The sequence below is a fragment of the Candidatus Chlamydia corallus genome (genome assembly GCF_002817655.1).
In the GTDB taxonomy this organism is placed as follows: Bacteria; Chlamydiota; Chlamydiia; order Chlamydiales; family Chlamydiaceae; genus Chlamydia; species Chlamydia corallus.
Map to the genome: position 1 here is coordinate 25,504 of NZ_NWQK01000003.1, position 25,367 is coordinate 50,870.

A 25,367-nucleotide genomic window follows, 5' to 3' on the forward strand; every position below is an offset into this window, starting at 1 on the left:
TAAAAGAAAAAATAAAAAGCATTTACTATTTATAGTTGTTAATCTAGACTGCCTTCTGTTTCTTTTGCTTTACGCATAGCAAATGCGAAATATTACTTAATTGTTCCTGGTGTTGATTATGAGTGGGTTACTCGTTGTTCCACAAACTGTCTTTCAAAGATATGACACCAAAAGTTTTTCAAAAACTTCATTGATAGAAAATATTCTTTTGAGAATTTTTCTAATTTTTTCCACAGCTTTTTTGGCCTTTATAGTTTTTATCTGTCTTCCGTTTGGGGTTGCGTGCTTTGTAAGCGTGGTCTTTGGTCTTATATCCTTAGCTTTGCTTATCCTATCTTTGCTGGAATTAATCCAAGCATATCGTAAAGAAGACCCCCTACCCCTCCCTATGGGGTTTTTAAAGTTGATAGAAACGCACTACCCTCTTTCTATTTTTTATCTCGCTCTCAAAAAAAGACTCACTTTTGAAGAACTACATAAAATCATAGAATGTGCACAAAATAAAGTATCCTTAGAGGATCACCTATCACCATCTTTGCTTGAGAAAGTTCGTGCTTTTGGTATGGAGAACCTAACTAAAGACATTAGCAACTATCGCTTCCCCCTCATTTCATTAGAAGAGCTTATGCTGAAACATTGTCCTTTGTATTGGCTGCATCAATTCGTAGAATCTGGTTCTAAAGATGTGACGTTGTCTTTAATTGGCAAAGAAGAAAGTAGGTTAGATTATTGGCTAGGACCTCTGAACAAGGACACTTCTTCCCAAACTGTTTTTGATACAGCTGTTCACGCCATCTCTAATGAGATTTCCGAAAAGCAATTAGAAACTTTAGAATGTCATCTATACAAGCAGGTGGATGATGAAATGAATGAAAGCATCCATGATTGGGATAGTTCTCTTGTGCGCAATATTGTAAAAGACTTGGTCCAAGCTTGTAAGAAAAATGAAAGCAATGTATTTGGTCCTTATGCCCAAGAAACTCCTCCTAAATTTACTGAAGAAAGAGTGGATCAACTCTTACATTTCATCGTTGAAAAACGCTTTTCTTTTGCACAACTTAAGATGATTAGCAAGTTGAGCTTTACCGACTGGCAATGGCTTTGCTCTATAGATACCATGGGAATGTCGGGGTCTCAGGTAGCCTCTTTCGGAAGCTTTCTTTTACCCCTTGTATCTAATCCCTATATTCAACTTGCTCTTTGGGAAGAATTACGAGTAGCTGTGAAGCAAAATCTCTTGCTAGACCCTGTTCAGAATGCTAGTCAAGCTATTTGCAATCTATTTTCTGAAGTTGCAGAACCTCTTCGAAAGAAACTTAAGAGAGAAAAATAACCTTATTAATTTTAGAATGATTTAACAAAACTATTCTAAATACTCCTGTAGTTAGCTTACAGCGAAGATACTTGGTTATACAATCTTTGTAGAGATACGCCAACTATAGTCAGGTTTCCCAGCTTCTCGGCTTATCGAGCGGCGTTTCGTCTTAGTATCCTTTCAGTCCTTGCTGCTATAATTTCTATAATTGCTTTGGTATACAGTTCTTCTCTTCCATCCACATGTTTAGGAACTGCCTGATCCTAGTCTGATTCGTTCTTTTTGCTTCTGCTGAGATCACTGTTTCTAAGATCAGAAAAGAATCAGGGGACGTGCATCCCTACAAGCGAGGTAGGCACCTAATTTTGGAGAACTTCTTCTGCAATATTGTCCGTTTCCTTAGTTGGGATGAGCTGCGCGAAATACAAATCCAAGAAAGATTGGAGAAAGGAGAAGTCGTAGACAATCTTTGTTTGACCTTTAAAAAACAATTTAAAAAATTATAAAACGTCTTTAAAAACTACTCTAAATACTATTTAGATATAAGGCGGGAGAAAAAATAACAAGCGCATCTTGTGGAAATTTCCTAAGTTGTTAAGCATCAATCCTAAATTTTTTAGGGACTTGTAAAAGGTATTTCTACTCTAAATTCTCAGTGAGAACCCTTCTTAAAGGCACTTTTTATTATAGGAATTTCTTGAATTCGAGATTTTTATTTACACATAATCTATAATGCCTTGAATAAATCTATATTCAAGGAGTAACTATGAGCATGACTATCATTCCACATGCTTTATTTAAAAATCACTGCGAGTGCCACACTTCCTGTTCTTTAAGTTCAAGGACTGTGTTACGAGTAGCCATTGCTAGCCTCTTTTGTATAGGAGCGTTAGTAGCTTTAGGGTGTTTATCGGCTCCCATTTCTTATATTGTTGGAGGCGTTTTAGCTCTTGTTGCTTTGGTCATTCTTGCTTTGGTGATTTTAGCTTTAATTTTTGGAGAGAAGAAGCTCCCTCCAACGCCAAGAATCATTCCCGAGAGTTTTGCTGAGGTCATAGGGGAGACCTACAGCCCTGGAATTGCTGCTTTTGTAAAAGAACAGCAGTTGACGTTAGCCGAGTTTAGACAATTTTCTATCGCGCTACTTTGTAATATCTCTGTTGAAGAGAAAATAAAACAACTCTCTTCTGAATTACAAACTAAAATAAAGAACTACGGCATTAACAAACTCGAAGATGATTTAGCAAAAAATACCTGGCCAGTATTTGAAGATATCTTAAACCAATCCTGTCCGATGTATTGGCTTCAGAAATTTATATCAGCAGGAGATCCAAAAGTCTGTCAAGACTTAGGCCTACCTAAAGAATGTTACGGGTACTATTGGTTAGGGCCTTTGGGGCATAGTACAGCTAAATCAACAATTTTTTATAATGCGATGCGCAATATCCTTGGAAAATTAACGAAAGAAGACATTACATTGTTACAAAACAAGGCCCTTCAAGGGCAATGGGACGACGAGGCAGTCAAGGAAGTTATTTACCGCATACACAACACCTATGCCAAACAGGGGGTGCTTACAAAAGAGGTGATCAGCAAGGAATTGCTCTTGTTGAGCTTGCATGGATATTCTTTTGATCAGATTCAGTTGATTACGCAACTTCCTCAGGATACCTGGGAATCGCTGTGTTATATGGATAATGGTACGGCATATAACCTTCAGCTTTGTGTTCTTGGAGGAGCTCTATCATCACAAAATCTTCTTGAAGAAACCTCTAAGGATTTTGATATAAACATATGTCTCTTCGTTATGAAGGATCTAAAAGAAAAGGTCGAAGTTTTCAAAACTTCTGAGGATTTTCAAAAGATGGGGCTGGGGAAATACTTACTACAATGTCTGAGTGCAGTTTCTAAGCGACTAGCAAGTATATTAAGACAGGGGCTTCTGTTGCGAGCTATAGCTCATGGAGAAAAGAAGACTCCAATTTATGAAGTCGATTTTACGACAGGGACCAGAAAACTAACTCGTTCCTCTAAAAGTGGTAAGGCTACCTAGGCTTTTAGTCTCAAAAGGAGACAAGGGAAGATATCGAAAGAGAGTTTCCTATTTTGAAATAGAAATCTCTAAGACATAAGTATCAGGAAGGCACCTTTTCTTGAATTTGAACAGGGACCTCCTCTTCTGTTTGAGGTTGAGCGAAGATTTTTTTCGTCAGTGGATGGACTGTTGTGTTTAGTAAGCCTTTAAAGGTTGAATTATAGGTTGTTAAATTCTCCAGGAAAGTCGCTAGAGTCGTTGATTCCCTACGGATCGTTTTAAACTGATCTAAATTAAGGAGAGTCAGCAAAGGGAGAAAAGCTTCGCTTTTTCTATTAATTAGGCCTTGTGTGTAGAGATTTCCAATTAGAGACGCCAACTCCATGTTTTGAGATTGTCCTATGTAGTCTGAATTCAGGGAACAGAGGTTTTCCCATAAATTACATGGGACTGTTTTGATTAGGGACATCTGTTTCCAAGAGTACTGATGCTTAAAAATAAAAAACAGCATCTTGTAGAATGCATTTTCTTCAAGAGGCGGCTCTGATAGATTTTCATAGGATTGATACGCGGTACGATACATAGCAAAGAGCTGCTGTTTCATAGAATTTAAATCGTTATTATCAAGGTTCCACTCTCCGTTTAATGCTGCATACTTAAGATATCGAAAAGTATTTTGGGTCAAGACTCTAGCTAAAACTAGTGTATGTAGATTCAGAATGGAGGGATTAGCTTGTTTAAAACCTAAGGGAATAAACCAATAGATAGGAAGCATTTCTTTTTTTACATAATCCCGAATTTCTTCTTCTGTAGAGCTGTCACTACTTCTCTTCATTCCATAAAGTTCTATAACGTTGCTACCAGAAGAAATAAACTCCCCCAGCCAAAAAAATGGATAAAGCTTTTGTAATAGCTCTTTCAAAGGAGGGAAAAGAGGACGGGAATGAGCGGCGCTTTTCAGTCTTTTAAGAGCAGCAGCACGGATCTCGTTTTTTATGCGCGAGATACCGCCGAATGCATCTATTTTACATTGTAGCGACTCGGGTAAACAATAATTTTCGTCTGACTGAATTTCAGAATGCAATTTATTTAGAAAATCAATAAAAAACATGAGTTCGTTAAGATTCGGTTTAGCCTCTAAAATAAAATCAGAAACAAAATTAGGATAACGTGGCCTAATTTCTTTTAAGAGGTCTTCAGGAAGTAGTTGTTCTTTTGATGGAATAACGGGTTTGACTTTTTTTATCCCTAGGATCAAACCTATCAAGGCAATTAATAATCCCAATCCCAACAGCACTCCGCTTATAATACAGGAAATTGGAGCCGCCGCACACAAGAAAGCTAGCAAGGCGCCCAAAATTAAGATGGCGCTGACCGCAATATGGATAATGGTCGAATTTTTTATTTCAAAATAATAGCTGCCAATACAACTATTGTGAATCACGGGGGAAGTCATATTGCTCATAAGCACCCTAAGTCAGTTAGTTTAAATATTATATCGTAAATTCAAAAAAAACTCTTGTTAATAGATATTTTTATTTTTCAATTTTTATTGAAACCGCCTTGTATTGTTTGTGGAGAGTTTTTATTAAAAATAAATTTTACAGGAAGGGTAGCTAAAGAACTTGTTAATCTTTTTAAAGATGAGCCGTTGATTTAATAATAAAAAATTTTTAAAACATTAAGTGGTTAGAATTGACCCAATTGTACAGAGCTTGTTGAAGAAAGAAAGTTACAAATAGAGAGCCTATTCTTCTATTTTTTTTTCTCTAGAGTAAACATTTTCGAATTGAAATTATACTGGGGCATCTCAGAGGTTCGCAGTTTATTTTCCTTGTTACGAACAAGTTGCCATCGTTTTAACAGATTTTGATGTTGCCTTGTCATTGAGCATATATTCTGAATAAGAGCAGTCGCTGGATAAAGAGGACTCTTTTTCCCCTTCTCTACTAAGTCGTTGAATTCTTCCCATGTGAGGAAGTCTACGCCAGCTTCGTAGTTTGGGGACTGTGGATTAAGCATGTTTGTTTCAGTAATCAAAAAGCCTCCAAATGCTGCCATTGAACAGTGACCCTTTGATCTATCGAACTGACAAAATATTTTCCAATTTTCTGGGTCTAAAAGTTGAATCATCAGAGCTTGCTCCCAAGTCATGCTATGAGAAAAGAAAAGGAATAAGAATTGTGAGATTCCTGCAAGGTCTTTCTGAAAAGTCATGCTGTAAGGGACTTCCTTATTAAGTTTAGAGCTTTTGAATTGCCTGAATATTTCTTCGCAGATCTTTTTTACAACGGGAACATTCCACTTATTTTTACATGCTTGGTTACTTAGGATGGCATAATCTTTTTCTGAGATTAAACTAAGTAAAGGGCGTGTAAATGGGTGAAAAATGGTGGTATATCCTCTATGAAATGCCAAAGGTCCAAGTAAACCATAAATTTTTTGTTCGGCACTTAATGCAGGTTCTTGGCCAACACATTCCGTTTTACTTATAAAATGGAAGAGCCAGTGTAGGGGGCAGTAGCGAAGGAGAATGTCTTCGAAATTGGGAAAGGGAGTCAGATCTATAGCCTCTAGAATCTCGATTCCAAAAGCCTCTGCTTTTTTATTTAAACGAGGGGGTAAGTTCGAGTCGCTTTTCCAACAGCTAATAAATATTTTTAATTCATCAACAGTTAGGGATTGTGCTTTTACAAAATCAAAAACTTTTCGAGGATAGCGATTATAAATAATATTGAGAAGTTGGTTAGAAATAGGTGCAACTTTGGTTGGTTTAGCTAGAGCCATGACTAGGGTTACAATCAAGACGGTGATCGCAGCTAAAGCTAAAGTTCCTCCAACAGCATAGCTAATAGGGGCGGACAGGAAAACAAAAGTAAGTGCACTAGTAAGAGCCAGGAAAATCCCAAGAATTAGTTGGATAATTGTTCTATTTTTTAAAGAACAGGATATGCAGGATTCGCAATTATTTTTTAAAAATGTGTGCGGAATTGACGTTAGGGAATTACAATTCATAGTACAACTTGAATTTAGGAGTAAATAATCGGGCAACATAAAAAATCCCTATCTACTAAAAGTAGGTAGGGATTGATCAGAATAAGAAGAGAAACTTTATGAAGAAGCCGAAGCTGTAGCTGAATCTTCTTGAGTTCTTGTTTGAATTGATGCAGCTTCTTCTTGAGCAACTTCTTGTTCTTTAAGAGCAGACTGGACTAAGAATAGTTTGTTTAACTTAGTTGCAGAAACCAGCCAAATAGCAATAATGAAAAGAAGAATGACTGCAAGATAGGGAGTCATAGCTCCAATACTTCCACAGATAACGAGTAGCCCTTGTTGAATTAGGGCTCCTCCTGATTTTCCGAATCGAGCAGCAACTACATCAATAGCAGCCTTCCCTTTAACTTTTTGCTCTTGATCAAGAGGAATGTAGGCCATTTCTTTAGTCGAATCAAAGAGAGCATATTTTGTAGATTTCGAAAGGATATTTTGGATTGCCCCGACAATGACAGCTAGCATTAGTGGTGTTGTACCAAACATAGCGACCAGTCCAGAGGCTTGACCCCTAAAAATGACGAGAGCGAAGAAAACAATCCCTGTCAGGAGAACCATCACAGGAGTGACTAGAGCACCAGTTAACCATCCAAATTTACGGATAACATTGCCCCCAACAAATAGCATAATAAATACAGATACTACGCCAGTCCAAAAGGAGAAATTCCCCATGAACTCGCTATAATCATTCATATTAGGATACTGCATTTTAAGCTGACTTTTCCAAGTCACTTCGATTAAGTTAATGCAAATGCCATAGGAGATAACCAAGAGAGCTAGTAGAAGAATATAAGGAGATTTAGCCAGATAGAGGAAGCTATCTTTCATATTCATTTTAGGTTTAGCACCTTTTTTGGCTTTCTGCATTTCTTCTGGATTATAAAAGCGAGGATCTGTGAGAACATGTCTGTTGATCCACCAATAGCTTGCCATAAGGATAAGCCCAGAGACAATAGTCATGGTCATTAAAATGCGTAGAGAGAATCCCCATGGATCTACTCCCTCGGAAACAGTAGCTCTAAGTTTGGAAGCCCAAACAATAGCACGACCAGAAGCCAATAAAGCAACGTTCGCTCCAATACCAAAAAGAGCATAAAAGCGTTTTGCTTCATGAATTTTAGTAATTTCATTAGCAAATCCCCAGAACATTAGAGATAGCATAACACTTCCCCAGAGTTCTGCGAGAACGTAAAATGCAGCAAATGTCCAGTTGCGTAAAATAGCAACTAGTCCTAGTAAGCCTGAGGGGAGGGTAGCTTGTAGGCGATCAGCAAAATCTGTGGGGTGTAAAGCATTTCGCAAAGGATAAATCACAGTTGGGAACAAAGCGAAAAAAAGTAAAAATGGGGTTACCACTGTGTAAAATAAAGATTGTTTACTTAAAATGTTACTTAGCTTTGCATAAATAAGCATAAAGATAACGGCGCAGGGGACAACAAGCCAGAACTTGATGAAAGGAATGGCCTCTGCACCAGAGCCAGGAGCTCCGACAATAAGAGTGTCTTTTGTATCGCGTAACACCGTATAGTTAAATGTAATACAGAAGAACATTAGGAACATTGGCAAAACTTTCTTCAGCTCGTGCGCGTGTATTGGCCATAGGAAAGAGCGCAATTTTCCAAAAGGTTTTTCTTCGGTTTTTGTCATATTTTACCCTCTGAAATACTTTTATTTTCTATTCTGATAGTTTTTAATTTCGTTGTGGATTAGCTTAAACCGTTTCCATTTCGAAAGACCTTATAATATACCATCTTTTTGCTCTATTGACAAGAGGAAAGGGGTGTCTCTAAGGGATAAAACTTCTTAGGCGACTTTATTGCCAAGTCGCCTATAAAATTTATTTTTTAATTAAACGAAAGGAGAGGCGGTTTCAAGGTTGGGAGAGCTTACTGCTTTTACAGCTTCCACGTAGGCATTCCATAACTCTACGCTCACTATGCCGTTGCGAATAGAACGAATTAACTCTCTTTTTAAAGAGGTCAACGGCTTTTTAGGGCTAAAACGAGCTAAGAGATCTTTATCTCCAACTTGTCTTGCCAATTCTAAAACACGTTCAATATCTGTTTTAGTAAAATTAATAAAGTCTCGACGTTTTTTAGAACCTCTAGGAGCTCTGGGCTTAGGATTAATTGTACGTGGAGTCTCCGATTCTAAAATAAATGTTTTTAACATTTTTAAGAGTTGCTCAGGAGCAGCGCTTTTCATTTTCTTTAGAGTAAAATGATGCATATAACCGCCACTAGGGCCTGGCAGATAGCGACATAGATCATTTTCTTTGTTTCCGCAGACTTTTTTAATAGCTTTGCCGATCAATTTGTCTATTTCTTCTTTTATATTTGATTGTTCTACGGCCATGAAACCCACCTTTTATAATTGATGCTTACATATTTTATAAGAAAGAATGTGGCATACTTTCAATTTAATGTTTAGAGAAATAAAATTAAAGCGCTGTTTAATCAATCAGCGAACATAAGTTATATTGCAATTTCTCCTTTTTGCAATATTTTTCCTCTCAGGATCTTTTTGTTTCTTAACAAAACTCAAAAAATAAAAATCATAAAGCAAAGAAGATTTTTTCTATAACATTTTATTTTCTCATAAAACAAACGAATTTTCTAATTTTCTTAAACTATCCTCAACAAAAATATTTCTTTCGTTTCTATTAGTTGTGTTTCTTGAAGAATAAAATATCTTTTGAATGGAACTTATTTTTCTGTTATTTTCCTCTTTCGTTAGTTTCTGGGACCAAAATATAAATAATAAATCTTTTAGATAAGGTGATAGCTTTGATGTTTAATTTGGCTCTTTAAGTGGTTTGTAATGAAGTTTAAAAATGTCTCTGGAGGGGAGATGCGAATGACATATATAGTTAAAGTAATGCGTTGGGTTTGCTGTTTGGCTGCATGTGGTATGATTTTTGGGTGTACAAATCCTCAACGTCAGCATCCAGATTCACGTCCTTGTGTGCTATCCATGAATCGCATGATTTATGATTGTGTTGAAAGAATTATCGGGGATAGACTTACTAATCTTGTTTTGATTGAAGGATCACTAGATCCTCATTTGTATGAGATGGTCAAGGGAGATGAGGATAAGATTGCTGCAAGTGCTGTAATTTTTTGTAATGGTCTTGGTCTAGAGCATACGTTAAGTTTGCGAAAGCATATAGAAAATAATCCCAATAGTATTAATTTAGGGGAGCGTTTGATAGCTCGTGGGGTATTTGTTCCTCTAGAAGAAGATGGCATTTGTGACCCTCATATCTGGATGGATCTTTCTATTTGGAAGGAAGCGGTCATAGAAATCACAGAAGTTCTTTGTGAAAAGTTTCCTGAATCGTCTGACGAATTTAAAGCAAATGCTAAAGAACTTGTGCATGAAATGCTTATGTTAGATTTTTGGGCGAAAGAATGTTTGAGGACAGTTCCCAAAAATTCACGGTATCTTGTCTCTGGTCATAATGCGTTCAGTTACTTCACACGTCGTTATTTGGCTACTCCTGAAGAAGTGGATTCTGGAGAATGGAGGTCCCGTTGTATTTCTCCTGAGGGTCTATCTCCAGAAGCTCAAATCAGTGTTCGTGATATTATGGCAGTTGTAGATTATATTAATGAGCATAATGTCCAAGTAGTTTTCCCTGAGGATACTTTGAATCAAGATGCTTTAAAAAAAATTGTTTCCTCTCTCAAGAAAAATCATTTGGTCCGCCTAGCTAAAAAATCACTGTATAGTGATAATGTGGACGACAATTATTTTAGTACCTTTAAACATAATGTCTGCCTTATTACTGAAGAATTAGGGGGAGTTGTTATTGAATTACAAGAATGAGACTTTCTGGTCTGTACACAACCTTTGTGTAAACTATGAACATGCGGCCGTTCTTTATCACGTATCCTTTTCTTTGGGGAAAGGGTCTTTAACCGCTATTTTAGGTCCTAATGGAGCTGGTAAAAGCACTCTTTTAAAGGCTTCGTTAGGTTTAGTCAAGCCCTCTTCAGGGGCTATTTATTTTTTTAATCAAAAATTTAAAAAGGTACGTCAGCGCATAGCTTATATGCCTCAGAGAGCTAGCGTAGATTGGGATTTTCCCATGACTGTCTTAGATTTAGTCCTTATGGGTTGCTACAGCTATAAAGGCATGTGGGCGCGAATTTCTTTGGACGATCGAAGGGAAGCCCTTAATATCTTAGAAAGAGTTGGTTTAGAATCTTTAGCAGATAGGCAAATAGGACAGCTCTCAGGAGGACAGCAGCAAAGAGCATTTTTAGCACGTGCTTTGATGCAAAAAGCAGATTTATATCTTATGGACGAGCTGTTTTCTGCTATTGATATGGCTTCGTTTAAGACATCTGTAGAGGTCTTGCGTGAGCTTCGAGATCAAGGAAAGACCATAGTTGTTGTTCATCATGACCTGAGTCACGTACGTCAGCTATTTGATCATGTAGTTTTATTGAATAAGCGTTTGATTTGTTGTGGTCCTACTGATGAGTGTCTGAATGGAGATACCATTTTCCAAACATATGGTTGTGAAATTGAACTTTTGGAACATACCTTGAAACTCTCTCGAGGAAAACAATTTGGAGCGTGTTGACTATGCTCAATTGTGTTTTTTCCGATACGATTTTCTTATCTAGTTTTTTAGCTGTCACTTTGATTTGTATGACCACAGCCTTGTGGGGGACAATTCTTTTGATTAGCAAGCAGCCTCTTTTGAGTGAGAGTTTGTCTCATGCCTCATACCCTGGGCTTTTGTTTGGGGCTTTAATGGCACAATATGTTTTTCCATCTCAAGCCTCTGTTTTTTGGATTATCTTATTTGGATGTATTGCTTCGATATTCGGTTATGGAATCATTGTCTTTCTAGGGAAAGTATGTAAACTACATAAAGACGCCGCTCTTTGTTTTGTTCTTGTGGTATTTTTTGCTCTTGGAGTTATTTTAGCCAGTTATGTGAAGGAAAGCAGCCCTACACTATATAATCGAATTAATGCCTATCTCTATGGGCAAGCAGCAACTTTAGGTTTTCTTGAAGCTGCATTAGCTGCTGTAGTGTTTTGTGTTTCGTTACTTGCTTTATGGTGGTGGTATCGACAAATTGTTGTGACTACCTTTGATAAGGACTTTGCTGTTACTTGTGGTTTAAAGACTATTCTGTATGAAGCAATGAGTTTGACTTTTGTATCGCTGGTGATCGTAAGTGGTGTAAGAAGTGTAGGGATCGTTTTAATTTCTGCCATGTTTGTGGCTCCTTCTCTAGGTGCTCGTCAGCTTTCGGATCGTCTAAGTACAATTCTTATCCTTTCTGCATGCTTTGGAGGAATTAGCGGTGCTTTAGGAAGTTATATCTCTGTAGTATTCACATGCCGTGCTGTTATAGGACAACAAGCAGTTTTTGTGACATTGCCTACGGGACCTTTAGTTGTAGTTTGTGCTGGATTATTGGCATGCATATGTTTGCTTTTTTCTCCAAAATCTGGATGGGTAATTCGTATTTTCCGTAGAAAGCATTTTTCATTTTTAAAACATCAAGAACACCTTTTGAAGGTATTTTGGCATATTTCTAATAATTATTTAGAGAATATTAGTGTCCGAGATTTTGTCTGTAGTCATAAGTATCAGGAGTATTTTAGTCCTAGGCCCTTTCCTAGGTGGAGAGTTTGGATATTAGAATGGCAAGGGTATGTAAAAAAAGAAAAAGATCGTTACCGACTCACAGAAAAAGGAAGGGGTGAGGCATTAAGGTTAGTCCGTGCTCATAGGTTATGGGAGTCCTATCTTGTTAATTCTTTGGATTTTAACAAAGAAAATGTTCACGAGTTGGCTGAGGAGATGGAACATGTTCTTACTGAAGAATTAGATAACACGCTGACAAAAATGCTAAATGACCCTTGTTATGATCCTCATGAACAAATTATCCCAAATAAAAAAAAGGGGGTATAATGGTTTTGGGACTTTCTCCATATTATGGAGTATCTTTTTTCGAATTTTTCTTGGTCTTTTTTTCGCGACTGTTTTCTGGGAGTCTTTTCTCTGGTTCTCTATATATTGATGATGTTCAGGTTATAGTGTTTCTTGCTATTTCGTGTTCTGGTGCATTTGCAGGAACATTTTTAGTCTTGCGAAAGATGGCTATGTATGCTAACGCTGTCTCTCACACCGTGCTTTTTGGTTTGGTCTGTGTTTGTTTGTTTACAAATCAACTGACTACACTCTCTTTGAGTACCCTAACTCTTGCGGCAATGGCAACAGCTGTACTTACAGGATTTCTTATTTACTTTATTCGTAATACGTTCAAAGTTTCAGAAGAGAGCAGCACTGCTCTAGTCTTTTCCTTATTATTTTCTCTTAGCCTTGTTTTACTGGTCTTTATGACAAAGAATGCTCATATAGGCACGGAGCTTGTATTAGGAAATGCCGATTCTTTAACGCAAGAAGATATTTTTCCTGTGACTACTGTTATTTTGGCTAATGCTGTGATCACTATCCTTGCATTCCGCAGTTTAGTTTGCGCTTCTTTTGACTCTGTATTCGCCTCGTCTATAGGGATACCGATTCGATTCATCGATTATTTAATTATTTTGCAACTTTCTGCATGTCTTGTAGGAGCTTTTAAGGCGGTAGGTGTATTAATGGCTCTTGCTTTTCTGATCATTCCAGGACTTATTGCTAAGATTATCGCGAAATCCATAGGGGGTCTTATGGCATGGTCTTTAATTTTTAGTATTACTACGGCATTTTCAGCTCCTGCATGTTCGAGAGCTATTCTTAGTGCTTATGGCGTGGGGCTATCAACTTCGGGGATATCTGTAGTACTGTTGACGATCATGTATATCTTGGTTAAATTTACGAGCTATTTTCGACGCAGTTTTTCTAAGCATTCCGACAAAATACATCAAGAAAGTTCGCAATAATAGCTTTGATTTAAAAGAATGAAATTTTAGAGTTTAGTCAACTTTAGTTATGAGGAAACTTTAGAGAAGAAATAGTATTAATTAGAGAATTGACAATTCTTCGACTTGCGGAGTATGATTCTCTTTTTCACATAGTTAAAGGTAGCGGTGCTTGAAACATTTAGCTGTTCTTGGGTCAACAGGTAGTATTGGTCGTCAAACATTAGAAATTGTTAGGCGTTATCCTTTAAAATTTAAAATTATTTCTATAGCTTCTTATGGGAATAATGCAGAATTATTTTTCGAGCAAATAGAAGAGTTTTCCCCATTAGCTGCTGCGGTCTATAATAAAGAGGTTTATAAAGAGGCTTGTCAGCGATTCCCTCATATTCAATTTTTTCTAGGACAGGAGGGATTAACAGAGCTTTGTATCATGGATGCTGTGACTACTGTTGTTGCTGCTTCTTCAGGAATCGAGGCACTGCCAGCAATTCTAGAATCTATGAAAAAAGGAAAGACGCTTGCTTTAGCAAACAAAGAGATTTTAGTTTGTGCTGGAGAATTGATTTCTAAGACTGCAAAGCAATATAGCGTTGAGGTTCTTCCTATCGATAGCGAACATAATGCTTTGTATCAATGTTTAGAAGGAAGAGCTGTTGAGGGAATTAAGAGGCTAATTCTTACAGCTTCTGGAGGGCCTTTGCTCAACAAGTCATTAGAAGAGCTTTCTCGTGTGACAAAAGAAGATGTTTTGCGTCATCCTATATGGAATATGGGACCAAAAGTCACAGTGGATTCTTCAACATTAGTGAACAAGGGTCTTGAAATTATAGAGGCCTATTGGTTGTTTGGTTTAAACAATGTCGAAATCCTAGCTATAATTCATCCTCAAAGCTTAATCCATGGTATGGTAGAATTTGCAGATGGGAGTGTGATTTCTATAATGAATCCTCCCGACATGCTCTTTCCGATACAGTATGCTTTAACAGCTCCAGAGCGTTTGCCATCTCCTAGGGAAGGTATCGATTTTTCAAAGAAACAGACTTTAGAATTTTTCCCAGTAGATGAGGAGCGATTCCCTAGTATTCGTTTAGCACGAGAGGTCTTAGAGAAAGAGGGGTCTTCTGGGAGCTTTTTTAATGCAGCCAATGAAGTATTAGTACGAAGGTTCCTTTCCGAAGAAATTTCTTGGTGTGACATTTTACAAAAATTAACGACTCTTATGGAATGTCATAAGGTTTATGCCTGCCACTCTTTAGAAGATATTTTAGAGGTAGATGGTGAGGCTAGAGCTCTTGCTCAAGAAATATAATCGAGTAGGTATATGACAATAATCTATTTTATTCTAGCAGCCCTAGCTTTAGGGGTTTTAGTGTTAATTCATGAACTTGGTCATTTGATAGTAGCAAAAGCTGTAGGAATGGCTGTAGAGAGTTTTAGCATAGGTTTTGGTCCTGCTTTATTTAAAAAGCGCATAGGCGGCATAGAGTATCGCATTGGTTGCATTCCTTTTGGAGGTTATGTTCGCATCAGAGGTATGGAACATACAAAAGAAAAAGGAGAGAAAAGCAAGATAGAGTCTGTCTATGATATTCCGAATGGATTTTTTAGTAAGTCTCCTTGGAAAAGAATATTCGTTCTTTTTGCTGGTCCTTTTGCCAATATTTTACTGGCTCTTCTTGCTTTCAGTATTCTTTACATGAATGGAGGAAGAAATAAAAATTATAACGATTGTTCTCGAGTTGTTGGTTGGGTGCACCCCGTTTTACAGGCTGAAGGATTGATTCCTGGAGATGAGATTCGCGTGTGTAATGGTAAGCCTTATGGAGGAGACAAGGAGATGCTAACGACCTCTTTATTAGAGGGGCATCTCAATTTAGAGATCACACGCCCAGGATATTTGGCGGTTCCTAGCAAAGAGTTCTCTATTGATGTGGGGTTTGATCCTACTAAATTGGGGGTGCCGTGTTCTGGAGCGAGTTATCTTTTGTATCATGATCAGGTGTCACTACCCGTGAATTCTCCTATGAAGAATTCACAATTACGTCCGAATGATCGTTTAGTCTGGATGGATGGAACACTTCTTTTTTCTATGGCTCAGGTATCTCAGATACTAAATGAGTCTTATGCTTTTGTTAAAGTGACACGTAATGGAGAAATCTTATTTTCTCGTCAACCTAGGGTATTGGCTTCGGTTTTACACTATACTCCCTATCTGCGTAATGAGCTCATAGATACGCAGTATGAGGCAGGCCTTAAAGGTAAATGGTCTTCGCTATATACTTTGCCTTATGTAATCAATAGTTATGGATACGTTGAAGGTGAGCTTACCTCTATAGATCCAGAGTCTCCTTTCCCACAATCTCAAGAGAGATTACAACTTGGGGACCGCATTTTAGCTATTGACGGAACTCCTGTTTCGGGAAGTGTGGATATTTTACGTCTTGTTCAGAATCACTGGGTTTCTATTATTGTGCAGCAAATGAGTGATCAAGAACTTGAAGAGGTGAATTCTCTAGATGCCGACAAGAAGTTTATCGCGTCGTATCATTCCAAAGATCTGCTACAAATTTTGAATCACCTTGGAGAGCCCAAAGAAGTAAAAATAGCAGGTCCTTACCGTCTTTTGGATCCTATTGAGCCTCGTCCTTGGATTGATGTTTATTCTTCAGAGAGTTTAGATAAACAGCTGGAACTGGCTAAGAAGATTAAGAATAAGGATAAACAAAGATACTATCTAGAACGTCTTGATGCTGAAAAGCAAAAACCATCTTTAGGAATATCTTTAAAAGATCTTAAGGTGAAATACAATCCTTCACCCGTGGTTCTCTTAGTAAATATTACTAAGGAAAGTTTGATCACATTGAAAGCACTGGTTACTGGACATTTGAGTCCGCGGTGGCTTTCTGGACCCGTGGGTATTGTGCAAATCTTACATACGGGATGGTCGGTAGGATTTTCTGAAGCGCTCTTTTGGACAGGCCTAATTAGTATGAATTTGGCTGTATTGAATTTGCTTCCTATTCCTGTTTTGGATGGAGGCTATATTCTTCTATGTTTGTGGGAGGTAGTCACAAGAAGACGTTTGAATATGAAGATTGTGGGAAGGATCTTGGTTCCTTTCACATTTTTGTTGATTGTTTTCTTTATTTTTCTAACTTTTCAAGACCTATTTCGCTTTTTTGGCTAGGGTTCCATTTTTTGGGGAATCCGTAAAGGTTATAGGGACGAGAACCAAAGCAGTGTATAACGTAGACGTCCTGGTTAGGATAGGGCTTAAGTCTTGAATTCTTCTGTTTGTCTTCCATAACGGTTTGTTCTAGAGCTGCTTCTGGAGTGTCCTCAATTATAGAGGTTTTATTTCCCTCTTTTAAAAACTCCTTCATAAGATAGAGAGACTTCCTATTATTAATGATATAGGTATGGCTGGTATGGATAACATAAGTTTTATGTGGTGTATCTAGTTTCGTCTCTATAGTACATACCTTGCCATCATTTTCATAGGGCAGGCGGAAGGGAAGGAATTTGCTATGTTTGTTCCCGCTAAGAATGAGAACGTCTAAAGATGCGGGCAGTTTCGCGATATTTAACATCTTTGTAGGGCAGTATGTTAGGAGTTGTCTTCCTAATTTTCCTCCGAATACGAACTGTACGAATTTTACACATCTGTAGCGTCTTGCGAGTGTAGACCCTGCATTTGGAGGAGCCATAAGAATGGCTTTTCCTTTCTTGGCTTCTTCAGGACAGTCTGGGCGAGCAAGTGCGACACGAACAATCACTCCTCCAATAGAATGAGTTACGAAGTTGATAGGAACTCCAGGCTTGAGTTCAGCAATTTTTTTGAGCAAGAGATTCAAGTGTTCGGCATGCCTTTCTAGAGTAAACTTACGAGTTTCGTAATTCCAAATAAAGACATCGTAGTGTTCTTTTTCTAGAACGCGAGCAATGGGTTTTAAGGATGTATAGGATCTTAAGAATGCGTGCACGCAGACAACGGATTCTTTTTTCTGAGAGGTTTCCTTTAAGCCCCCGATTCCAGACGGAAGGGTTTGGATTACTGAGGTTTCCGAGAATAAAGGAGTACCAACAGCTAGAAAGAGTATAGTTAATAAAAATTTCTTCATTTGTCACCGATATAATTATTTTAAATAAGTCTTTTATTAAAAAAGAATATGTTTGTTGATACTTATTAATAAAAATAACTAATTAGTTCACTTTTAATATTAAAAGAAACGATGACTTTATTATTTTAGATAATTTGCTCAGAAACTTGAGCATTATTGATACTTAAGATCAGGCTCTTTTTTGGAAGCTCCTGATGAATGCGAGTGGAGGTGATTACAGTCTGGCCCAGACTAGGGGCGAGGTCAAGGAGTTGACCAATACGTTCATTATCTAATCCTGCATGGATATCATCTAGACAGACTAGAGGAGAGACGTTGTGAGCTTGCTTTAGATAGAGGCACTCAGCAAGACGTAAGATTGCTAAGAGACTGTGTTTTTGCCCTTCACTAGAGAATTGAGAGACAGGCATTTGATTGATAGTAAGTAGAAAGTCTTCTCGATGAGGGCCTATTGAAGTGCTTCCCCATTCAAGATCCCGGGGAAGGGATGTAGAGAGTTGTTTATGAAATTCCTCAGCAATAGTAGTTTCAGAAATATCAGAATTTTTGATTAAGGAGCTCTTAAATTTTAAGGCTAGCTGTTCCTTTAGATTGTTGGACCAGAGTTCTTTGCATAAAGCTGTGAGTTTCTGACTACAGAGAAAACGTTGGATTGATAGGTACGTACCGTGCTTAATTAGTTGTTCGTCCCAGATGGCAACAGTGGATGTTTGCTTGCTTTTCAAGAGAGCATTTCTTTGTTGGAGGGCGCGATGATAGTATGATAAGGCGTGGGTATACTGGCTATCACATTGAGATAAAAGCAGGTTGAGGAAGAGACGACGATCCGCAGGAGCTCCTGAAATTAGGAGGCGGTCTTTTGAAGAGAAGAGGACGATAGGTACTTTTCCTATAAGCTGAGATAAGGTTTTTATGGGATTTTGGTTGTAGAAGATCTTTTTTCCCTGTTTATCTGTATAGATGGATAGCGCTTGAGAAAGTTGGTCTCTCTCGAATTGTGTTTCTAAGAAGAAATGGGGAGACCCAAAGGTGATGGTTTCTGTGAGGTGTTGTGTTCGAAAAGACCTTCCTAGAGATAAAACGTAAAGCGCTTCTAAGAGGTTTGTTTTTCCTTGGGCATTTTTCCCAACAATATAGTTGAGCTTAGGGGCTAGTGAGATTTCTAAATCACTATGGTTGCGAAAATTTTGTAGCTTCAGAGAGCAGATTTTCATAAAAATCGGCAGGGTAGCGACCTAAAGGATTTACCTGGGGTAATTTATTAATCATCATGTAGTCTCATAGGCATGATAACAAATAATCCTGAGGCAGAATCTGTAATGATTCCAGGATTGTAGGAATCGGAGATCCCTAGGCAGACCAATTCATCCTTACTATGCTTCAGGATGTCTAAAAAGAAAAAGGGATTAAAGGCAATTTCTAGGAGTTCACCAGAATAATTCACAGCCATACTTACCTTTCCTTCACCCACTTTAGTACAGTTTGCTGTTAGAGTGAGTTCTCCTGGTAAGAAAGAAAATTTCACGGAGTGCGAGGACTCGTTTGTAAATAATGCAACTTGTTTGAGTAGAGTAATCAGCTCTTCTCGATGCAAATCGAGTTTTACGTTACTCTCTGTAGATATGACAGGAGAAAAATCGGGAAATTCTCCAGAGAGAAGTTTTGAGATAAGGAGTGTGTTATCACATTCAACGGCAATCTTATCCTGATCTAAGAAGATAGTAGCTTCACCTTCATCAGAGCACATCTTTATAATTTCTTCTACTGCTTTGATAGGAATAATATATTCTCCAGCAAAACTTTTATCTAAAGTAACTTCGGCATCTATTTTTGCTAACCGTTTTCCGTCAGTCCCCACCATAGTAGCAATGCCCTGGGCTATAGAAAACAGAACTCCAGTAAGAACATAGCGGCTTTCTTCTCGCGATACGGCAAATGAGGTTCTCTGTAACATTGTTTTTAGCTGCTCAGCAGGTAAGGAAAAGCGCAGAGCGTTTTGTATATCAGGGAGCATGGGAAAGTCTTCTTTTTCCATGCTCAGTAGGCGAAAGCATGAAGATCCCGAAGTGATTTGTGCCATTTCCCCTGCGGACGAGGAAATTTCTAAATTTGCCTCTGTTAACTCTTTAACCAATTGAAAAAATCTCTTTGATGGGATAGAAATCGCTCCTTTTTCATAGACTTTAGCTTTGGCAACGCAACGTGTGCTCACTGTCAAATCGGTGGCAGTAAAAACTAATTCGTCATTATAAGTTTCAATCAGCACGTGGGTGAGTACGGGAATCGGTGTGTTTTGAGGAACGACACTTTGAATTTTTTTGATAAGGTTTCCTAGCTCATTTCGGGATACAACGAATTTCATATTTTCCTATGACCTCAGAGTCATCTAACTTTATGCGAAGGGCTACGCCTCTTTAAAAGAGATCGTAGAGGTACGATCGGGATATTACTACAAAGCGATTTTCTGGTCTTCTAGATATTTTGTTACTAAAAAAGGCTTTAGGCTGAGGAAATTTTCTTTGAAAATAAAGGAAAGACGATTCTCGTTATTGTCTTAAGAAGGAAAAATTACTTTTTGTTATACTTGCTTTTGTCCCCAAATACGGGGGAGGATCTTATGGCAGAAAAAGAAATTGTTTCTAATCGCAGGGCTCTGCGTAACTATGAAGTTATAGAGACTTTAGAAGCAGGCATCATTTTGACTGGAACTGAGATCAAGTCATTGCGTGATCATGGAGGGAATCTAGGGGATGCTTATGTAGTCATTTCTAAAGGTGAGGGGTGGTTGTTGAATGCTAGTATCGCTCCGTATCGGTTTGGGAATATCTATAACCACGAAGAGCGTCGTAAGCGTAAGCTCCTTCTTCATAGATACGAAATTCGTAAATTAGAGGGTAAAATTGCTCAAAAGGGCATGACTTTGATTCCTCTGAGCATGTTTTTTCGTCGCGGCTATGTTAAGGTGCGTTTGGGTTGTTGTCGTGGGAAAAAAGCTTACGATAAGCGTCGTACGATCATAGAACGGGAAAAAGAACGTGAGGTTGCGGCTGCTATGAAGAGGCGCCATCATTGATATAGGTTAGGATGTGATGTTCTTCAGCCCATTTTTTTGCCTCTGCTTTAGAACTAAAAGTCATGAGAACTGTTGCAATAGCATCGGCATATGTACAGCTCGGATGGACTACGGAAACACTTTGGATAGGATACGTGTCTAGCTCTAAAGGTTTTCCTGTACGGGGATCAAGAATATGAGTATAAGTTTTCCCTTCAACAAACCATTTTTGAATACGATTTCCACTAGTTGCAATTGCCTTGTTATCCATCTCTAAAATCTCACCTGCCGCTTCAGAGAGAATACGCCAGAGCCTTCCTGAAGGATGATGGCCTGAGGTTTTTATCTCTCCTCCCCACTCCACATAGCTGTTGGAGCAAAAATTTTTACAAATTTCATTTAGACAATCTACGGCGTAACCTTTGACAACACCACAGAGATCGATTTGAACTTGAGGATTATCTTTGATTAGAGTTTTTGTTTTTGGGTTAAAAGTAAGGTGTTGCCAACCCATGGTTTGATAATGTTGTTGCCACACTTCCTTAGGAGGGAGAGTTTGACTCTTGAGATGTAGAAGCCAAAGAGTTTTTAAAGGTCCTAAAGTAGGGTCAAAACGTCCTTCCGAAAGCTTATAAAGTTTATCTACCTGATCTAAGAAATCAGAAAGTTCTACGGATAGGGTGATAGGGATGTTTGCTGGAGCTCGGTTGATCATCGAGAGCTCTGAATTGGGATTCCAATTGTTATAAATTGAGTCAATCTTATGAAAACATGCCTTGATTTGCTGGCATAAAAGGTCTTTTTCTTTTGCAGATAAAGATTTTCCCAGAATGATACGGTAAGAGATTGTCATCTGCTCTCCCTTGATTGTTGTCATTTTCTGAGAGCATGAACAGAGTCCAAGACATAGAAGAATTAAGAACAATTTCGATAACATTGCCAGGTATTGCTCATAAGCATAGCAACAGTCATGGGACCAACGCCTCCAGGCACTGGAGTGATTGCTGCGCATTTTGTCACAACGTTATTAAAATCTACATCTCCAAGGAGAGTATAGCCTTTCGCATTGTCGGCGGGAACTCTTGTTGTTCCTACATCTACAATTACAGCGTGGGGTGCTACCATAGTTTCTTTTATAAAAAGTGGCACTCCTACAGCAGCAACAATAATATCAGCCATCTTTAAGATTTCTGGTAGGTTTTTGGACTGGCTGTGGAGAACTGTGACTGTAGAGTTGGTTTGAGGATGCTTTTGCATCATGAGGGCTGCTAAGGGTTTCCCCACGATATTACTTCTCCCTGCAATAGCAACATGGCGACCTGCAAGAGGAATCTCATAATAGTTCAGAAGTTCGATAATTCCTGCAGGAGTGCAAGGTATAAGTCCATGAAAATTTCCAAGGAGTAACTTTCCCATGTTTATAGGATGAAGACCGTCAACATCTTTATCTGGTGAGATCGATTGGAGAATAACTTCACTGTCTAGGTGTTTGGGAAGGGGAAGTTGAACAAGGATGCCGTGGATGCTGGGATCTTCATTTAACCGTTCTATTAACTTCAGGATGGAAGATAGGGTGGAGTCGGAAGGTAACTTGTGAGCTTTGGAAATGATTCCAATGTCTCCAGCTTTTTTGACTTTCATGCCAACATATACTTCAGAGGCGGGGTCATTGCCAATAAGAACCACAGCAAGTCCAGGAGAAGTAGGACTTTGCGAGATTTCTTCTTTAAGTTTTTGAAGGATTTTTTCAGCTACAGGAAGCCCTCTCAGCAACATACAAATCTCCTAAAAAAAGATACCATTTTACGGATTCCAGAGTTTATTGCGCAAGGAAGTATATAGATTAAGGAATTGAAGATGAGATTATCTAAGAAAGAATGTCTTAGGGGTGAAACTAGTAAATCTATAGACCAACGTACTTCATGGCCAAACAGGGCGTATGTAGGAATTGTTAGGAGTAAAAAGATTGCACAGAAAATCATATTCACGATTACCAAGGCGGTCTTGCTCTCTTTTGAAAAAATAAGGTATGCCTTATGGGTGATAAGAGCTGTTAGAGGATAAAGAAGCAGAAATACGCCTCGGCTTCCTAAGGCTAAATCGCTTAAGATACCACAGCCTAGAGAGAGTAGGAGTCCCCTATCTTTTGAAAAACAATAGAAGCATAGAACAATATAGGGAGAAAAAATGATCAGATTTGCAGTAGGGCAGAGTATGGGGAGGATTAGCATGGATAAAATACAAAAAAGAAAGCATTTGCCAGGTGTGATGTAGGAAGGCATTGTGATAGCCTGTAGTTCTGATTATCGATTTCGAAAGGTTTAGACGTCTTGTATATAACAAACCAGAGCATTTCTTAGCTTGGTTTTTTATATCTATCTAAAAGGTTTCTAAACAAAAGCTTAGGTTATATTTTATATATTAATTAAAATTAATTTATTATTATTAATATTTTTAAATTAAAATTAGTTTGTTGGGTTGATTTTTTATTTTTATAATTTTTATGGGAAAGCCAAAGAAGAGCAGAACCGATAGGGCTTTGGCTCGGGCGATTCAAAAGAAATCAACCGAAGTGTTAAAGAAACCTAAGCAGATAAAAAATAAGAACCGTCGTGCATTTGTTATTGCTAAGGAACAGAAAACTCTTAAACACCGTGCTCAAGAATACGACCAGTTAGTTCGCTCTCTCTTGGATTCTCAGAAAAAGGATATTGATAAGGTGTTGATTTTCAATTATGAGAATGGATTTATTTTTACTGACAAAGATAATTTTAGTAAGTATTCAGTCCGTCTTTAGACGGGGTTAAACTAAAAAAAAATCGCAGAACGGGACTATCCCGTGATGGAATGACAGGAAATCTGGGGAATCAATTTAGAGCTAAGAACTGTCTAAGTATTAAGATCTCCAAAATCTTAATACTTAGACAGTCGGATCTGAGTGATCCTTCTAGCTTAACAGCGATGCACTTTGTTGCATCTACTCGTTATTCTTTGTCCTCCCATAAGTTTTTTTTTACGCAAGGTGTTTTATCTTGCGTTTTTTTTTGTTTGCGAGATTTTTAAGATTTGTTTGTAAGTTCTTTTTTTTAAATTAATTATTTTTTGTTTTAAAATTATAAATAATTATAAGTTATATTTTTTAAATTCAGAGAATCACTATGGCAGTTTCAGGCGGCGGAGGCATTCATCCTTCTTCAGATCCAAGCAAGTGGAATCCTGCTCTTAAAGGAGATCAGGCAGAGGGTCCCTCTGCGCCAAAAGAATCTGTATTTTCTGAAACGAAGCAGGCTTCCTCTGCTAAGCAGGAAAGCTTAGTGCGTTCGGGATCCACTGGGATGTACGAAACAGAGTCGCAAATCAATAAGGCTAAGTATCGTAAAACTCAGGATCGAGCGTCGACCTCTCCAAAATCTCGATTAAAAGGGACCTTTTCGAAAATGCGGGCTAGTGTGCAAGGATTCATGTCGGGGTTTGGATCCCGCGCTTCGAGAGTTTCTGCAAAGCGGGCTTCTGATAACGGCGAGGGAACGTCTTTATTGCCGACAGCGATGGATGTTGCGGTAAAGAAGGGAAACCGTATCTCTCCTGAAATGCAGGGATTTTTCTTAGATGCTTCTGGGATGGGAGGGAGTTCCTCTGATATTTCTCAGCTTTCTTTAGATGCTTTGAAATCTTCAGCATTTTCAGAGACAAGAAGTTTAAGTAGAAGCTCTTCAGGAGCGAGTTCCGTGGCTTCTTTTGGATCTTTCCAAAGGGCAGTAGAGCCTATGAGTGAAGAAAAGGTAAATGCTTGGACTGTAGCTCGTTTAGGAGGGGAAATGGTAAGCTCTCTTCTAGATCCTAATGTTGAGACCTCCTCACTAGTACGTAGGGCAATGGCAACAGGTAACGAAGGAATGGTAGATCTTTCTGATTTAGGACAGGAGGAAATGAGTACAGCAATGACTCCTCCTAAAACGATTGAGGCGAAAGTAAAGTCATCTTCTTCCGAATCAGTAGAAGCTAATCCAAAAGCAATGCAGGGTTCTAATACCCTAGAAAAGGCAGAAAAAGAAGCTGAGAAAAAAGAAAGTCGAGAGGAATTGAGTGAGGACCAGATAATGCTAGCGCGTGCTATGGCCTCGCTTCTTGCAGGATCAGGGACTGGAGAGATTTATATAAGTACTTCTGTTTGGTCTGGTTCCTCTACAAAATTTCCTCTTCCCAAGTTTTCAGGAACTTTATCTCCTCAGAGATCGGGAGATAAATCAAAGCATAAGCCTCTAGGGATAGAAAAAAGTGATAACCATACAAACTTTTCTCCTATTCGTGAGAGTGCTTTGAGAGGAGCTGCGGTTGAAAGTTTACCTCATGCAGAGGGTAGGCATCGTTTCCCTAGGGACGCCGCAGTTCCGAGTGAGATGCCCAAATCATTCGTGAAAGAATCTACGGAATTCAAACATCCAGATAACAGCAGTGAAAACTTTCTTCCTATTAGTGAGGAGAGTGTTTTCCCTACTAAGAGTGGTTTAGGAGGACCTTTAGGAAGCGATGCTGTGAGTTCATCATATCATTTTCTTGCCCAGCGAGGGGTGTCGTTACTTGCTCCTACACCTCGTTCTACTAATGACTACAAAGAAAAGATCGAAGCTCATAAAGGTCCTGGAGGGCCTCCAGATCCCTTAATTTATCAATATCGAAATGTTTCCGTTGAACCGCCCATTGTTTTCCGTTCTCCACAACCTTTTTCAGGATCCTCACGTCTATCAGTTCAAGGAAAGCCTGAAGCTTCTTCTGTTCATGACGATTCTGGTGGTGGAAATAGTGGTTTTAGAGATGAAGGAAGAGGATCTTCCAATCCAAGAGCTTCGCGTCGGGAGAAGAAAGAAAAAAAATTATCTAAGGATATATAGGGTTGTAG

General features: G+C 38.4%; 21 protein-coding genes. 11 read left to right on the forward strand and 10 right to left on the reverse strand.

All coding sequences use genetic code 11. The features are described 5' to 3' along the window. Positions 1-118: 118 nt before the first annotated feature. Both CMV32_RS04315 and CMV32_RS04320 read left to right on the forward strand, forming a co-directional pair. A complete protein-coding gene (locus CMV32_RS04315) occupies positions 119-1,333 on the forward strand; it encodes a DUF1389 domain-containing protein (RefSeq protein WP_100934695.1) in 1,215 nt (404 codons plus the stop codon). 748 nt (positions 1,334-2,081) lie between these two features. After that, positions 2,082-3,368 (forward strand): DUF1389 domain-containing protein, encoded by a 1,287-nt coding sequence (locus CMV32_RS04320; RefSeq protein WP_100934696.1) that lies wholly within the window; start codon positions 2,082-2,084, stop codon positions 3,366-3,368. 82 nt (positions 3,369-3,450) lie between these two features. On the opposite strand, the gene CMV32_RS04325 is transcribed toward CMV32_RS04320, so the two are convergent. The 4 genes from CMV32_RS04325 to ddbA form a co-directional block, all read right to left on the reverse strand. Beyond that, positions 3,451-4,815 (reverse strand): DUF1389 domain-containing protein, encoded by a 1,365-nt coding sequence (locus CMV32_RS04325; RefSeq protein WP_100934697.1) that lies wholly within the window; start codon positions 4,813-4,815, stop codon positions 3,451-3,453. Between the two features lie 290 nt (positions 4,816-5,105). Further along, the gene (locus tag CMV32_RS04330; protein WP_100934698.1) at positions 5,106-6,365 is read right to left on the reverse strand and encodes a DUF1389 domain-containing protein; all 1,260 of its coding nucleotides are present in this window, start codon (positions 6,363-6,365) and stop codon (positions 5,106-5,108) included. 96 nt (positions 6,366-6,461) lie between these two features. Then, entirely contained in the window at positions 6,462-8,048 is a 1,587-nt protein-coding gene (gene npt1, locus CMV32_RS04335) for an NTP/NDP exchange transporter Npt1 (protein ID WP_100934699.1), read from the reverse strand. 201 nt (positions 8,049-8,249) lie between these two features. Beyond that, positions 8,250-8,756 (reverse strand): DNA binding protein DdbA, encoded by a 507-nt coding sequence (ddbA, locus tag CMV32_RS04340; protein WP_100934700.1) that lies wholly within the window; start codon positions 8,754-8,756, stop codon positions 8,250-8,252. 555 nt (positions 8,757-9,311) lie between these two features. On the opposite strand from ddbA, the gene CMV32_RS04345 reads away from it, so the two are divergent. The 6 genes from CMV32_RS04345 (at position 9,312) to CMV32_RS04370 (ending at position 16,481) form a co-directional block, all read left to right on the forward strand. Further along, on the forward strand, positions 9,312-10,229 hold the full coding sequence (locus CMV32_RS04345) for a metal ABC transporter solute-binding protein, Zn/Mn family (RefSeq protein WP_420807405.1): 918 nt from the start codon (positions 9,312-9,314) through the stop codon (positions 10,227-10,229). Further along, on the forward strand, positions 10,213-10,992 hold the full coding sequence (locus CMV32_RS04350; protein WP_100934702.1) for a metal ABC transporter ATP-binding protein: 780 nt from the start codon (positions 10,213-10,215) through the stop codon (positions 10,990-10,992). The genes CMV32_RS04345 and CMV32_RS04350 overlap by 17 nt, the downstream gene beginning before the upstream one ends. Before the next feature lie 2 nt (positions 10,993-10,994). Beyond that, positions 10,995-12,341, forward strand: coding sequence for a metal ABC transporter permease (locus tag CMV32_RS04355; RefSeq protein ID WP_100934703.1), 1,347 nt, complete (start codon positions 10,995-10,997; stop codon positions 12,339-12,341). Continuing rightward, on the forward strand, positions 12,341-13,312 hold the full coding sequence (locus tag CMV32_RS04360) for a metal ABC transporter permease (RefSeq protein ID WP_100934704.1): 972 nt from the start codon (positions 12,341-12,343) through the stop codon (positions 13,310-13,312). Before CMV32_RS04355 ends, CMV32_RS04360 begins: the two co-directional genes overlap by 1 nt. 151 nt (positions 13,313-13,463) lie before the next feature. After that, the gene (gene dxr, locus CMV32_RS04365) at positions 13,464-14,603 is read left to right on the forward strand and encodes a 1-deoxy-D-xylulose-5-phosphate reductoisomerase (RefSeq protein WP_100934705.1); all 1,140 of its coding nucleotides are present in this window, start codon (positions 13,464-13,466) and stop codon (positions 14,601-14,603) included. Positions 14,604-14,615: 12 nt separating this feature from the next. Then, positions 14,616-16,481 (forward strand): M50 family metallopeptidase, encoded by a 1,866-nt coding sequence (locus tag CMV32_RS04370; protein WP_100934706.1) that lies wholly within the window; start codon positions 14,616-14,618, stop codon positions 16,479-16,481. On the opposite strand, the gene CMV32_RS04375 is transcribed toward CMV32_RS04370, so the two are convergent. The 3 genes from CMV32_RS04375 to dnaN all read right to left on the reverse strand — a co-directional run bounded on the left by CMV32_RS04375 (position 16,438) and on the right by dnaN (position 19,777). Continuing rightward, a complete protein-coding gene (locus tag CMV32_RS04375; RefSeq protein WP_100934707.1) occupies positions 16,438-17,415 on the reverse strand; it encodes an esterase/lipase family protein in 978 nt (325 codons plus the stop codon). The genes CMV32_RS04370 and CMV32_RS04375 overlap by 44 nt on opposite strands. 125 nt (positions 17,416-17,540) lie before the next feature. Continuing rightward, entirely contained in the window at positions 17,541-18,629 is a 1,089-nt protein-coding gene (recF, locus tag CMV32_RS04380; RefSeq protein WP_100934708.1) for a DNA replication/repair protein RecF, read from the reverse strand. Between the two features lie 47 nt (positions 18,630-18,676). Beyond that, positions 18,677-19,777 (reverse strand): DNA polymerase III subunit beta, encoded by a 1,101-nt coding sequence (dnaN, locus tag CMV32_RS04385; RefSeq protein WP_100934709.1) that lies wholly within the window; start codon positions 19,775-19,777, stop codon positions 18,677-18,679. A 255-nt stretch (positions 19,778-20,032) separates the two neighbouring features. Here dnaN and smpB point away from each other — a divergent pair, with 255 nt between their 5' ends. After that, positions 20,033-20,488, forward strand: a complete 456-nt coding sequence (gene smpB, locus CMV32_RS04390; protein ID WP_100934710.1) for an SsrA-binding protein SmpB — start codon at positions 20,033-20,035, stop codon at positions 20,486-20,488. Here smpB and CMV32_RS04395 read toward each other — a convergent pair. Genes CMV32_RS04395 through CMV32_RS04405 form a run of 3 tightly spaced genes read right to left on the reverse strand, consistent with a single transcriptional unit; the run spans position 20,466 to position 22,749 of the window. Then, positions 20,466-21,404 (reverse strand): FAD:protein FMN transferase, encoded by a 939-nt coding sequence (locus CMV32_RS04395; RefSeq protein ID WP_192940655.1) that lies wholly within the window; start codon positions 21,402-21,404, stop codon positions 20,466-20,468. The genes smpB and CMV32_RS04395 overlap by 23 nt on opposite strands. Next, on the reverse strand, positions 21,383-22,243 hold the full coding sequence (gene folD / locus CMV32_RS04400) for a bifunctional methylenetetrahydrofolate dehydrogenase/methenyltetrahydrofolate cyclohydrolase FolD (protein ID WP_100934711.1): 861 nt from the start codon (positions 22,241-22,243) through the stop codon (positions 21,383-21,385). Before folD ends, CMV32_RS04395 begins: the two co-directional genes overlap by 22 nt. Then, entirely contained in the window at positions 22,234-22,749 is a 516-nt protein-coding gene (locus tag CMV32_RS04405) for a hypothetical protein (RefSeq protein ID WP_100934712.1), read from the reverse strand. The genes folD and CMV32_RS04405 overlap by 10 nt, the downstream gene beginning before the upstream one ends. Positions 22,750-22,970: 221 nt before the next feature. Between CMV32_RS04405 and ltuB the strand changes: the two genes are divergently transcribed. Together ltuB and CMV32_RS04420 are read left to right on the forward strand one after the other, a co-directional pair. Beyond that, on the forward strand, positions 22,971-23,264 hold the full coding sequence (ltuB, locus tag CMV32_RS04410; protein WP_100934713.1) for a late transcription unit protein LtuB: 294 nt from the start codon (positions 22,971-22,973) through the stop codon (positions 23,262-23,264). Between the two features lie 361 nt (positions 23,265-23,625). Continuing rightward, positions 23,626-25,359, forward strand: a complete 1,734-nt coding sequence (locus CMV32_RS04420; protein ID WP_100934714.1) for a hypothetical protein — start codon at positions 23,626-23,628, stop codon at positions 25,357-25,359. Positions 25,360-25,367 lie beyond the last annotated feature (8 nt).

Bases quoted from the DNA above. Each gene is read 5' to 3' on its own strand.
- folD (WP_100934711.1), bottom strand. From the start codon at position 22,243: ATGTTGCTGAGAGGGCTTCCTGTAGCTGAAAAAATCCTTCAAAAACTT.
- CMV32_RS04330 (WP_100934698.1), bottom strand. From the start codon at position 6,365: ATGAATTGTAATTCCCTAACGTCAATTCCGCACACATTTTTAAAAAAT.
- dnaN (WP_100934709.1), bottom strand. From the start codon at position 19,777: ATGAAATTCGTTGTATCCCGAAATGAGCTAGGAAACCTTATCAAAAAA.
- CMV32_RS04315 (WP_100934695.1), top strand. From the start codon at position 119: ATGAGTGGGTTACTCGTTGTTCCACAAACTGTCTTTCAAAGATATGAC.
- ltuB (WP_100934713.1), top strand. From the start codon at position 22,971: ATGGGAAAGCCAAAGAAGAGCAGAACCGATAGGGCTTTGGCTCGGGCG.
- CMV32_RS04355 (WP_100934703.1), top strand. From the start codon at position 10,995: ATGCTCAATTGTGTTTTTTCCGATACGATTTTCTTATCTAGTTTTTTA.
- npt1 (WP_100934699.1), bottom strand. From the start codon at position 8,048: ATGACAAAAACCGAAGAAAAACCTTTTGGAAAATTGCGCTCTTTCCTA.
- CMV32_RS04345 (WP_420807405.1), top strand. From the start codon at position 9,312: ATGATTTTTGGGTGTACAAATCCTCAACGTCAGCATCCAGATTCACGT.
- ddbA (WP_100934700.1), bottom strand. From the start codon at position 8,756: ATGGCCGTAGAACAATCAAATATAAAAGAAGAAATAGACAAATTGATC.
- CMV32_RS04325 (WP_100934697.1), bottom strand. From the start codon at position 4,815: ATGAGCAATATGACTTCCCCCGTGATTCACAATAGTTGTATTGGCAGC.
- CMV32_RS04395 (WP_192940655.1), bottom strand. From the start codon at position 21,404: ATGTTATCGAAATTGTTCTTAATTCTTCTATGTCTTGGACTCTGTTCA.
- CMV32_RS04320 (WP_100934696.1), top strand. From the start codon at position 2,082: ATGAGCATGACTATCATTCCACATGCTTTATTTAAAAATCACTGCGAG.
- CMV32_RS04375 (WP_100934707.1), bottom strand. From the start codon at position 17,415: ATGAAGAAATTTTTATTAACTATACTCTTTCTAGCTGTTGGTACTCCT.
- recF (WP_100934708.1), bottom strand. From the start codon at position 18,629: ATGAAAATCTGCTCTCTGAAGCTACAAAATTTTCGCAACCATAGTGAT.
- CMV32_RS04370 (WP_100934706.1), top strand. From the start codon at position 14,616: ATGACAATAATCTATTTTATTCTAGCAGCCCTAGCTTTAGGGGTTTTA.
- CMV32_RS04405 (WP_100934712.1), bottom strand. From the start codon at position 22,749: ATGCCTTCCTACATCACACCTGGCAAATGCTTTCTTTTTTGTATTTTA.
- smpB (WP_100934710.1), top strand. From the start codon at position 20,033: ATGGCAGAAAAAGAAATTGTTTCTAATCGCAGGGCTCTGCGTAACTAT.
- CMV32_RS04420 (WP_100934714.1), top strand. From the start codon at position 23,626: ATGGCAGTTTCAGGCGGCGGAGGCATTCATCCTTCTTCAGATCCAAGC.
- CMV32_RS04360 (WP_100934704.1), top strand. From the start codon at position 12,341: ATGGTTTTGGGACTTTCTCCATATTATGGAGTATCTTTTTTCGAATTT.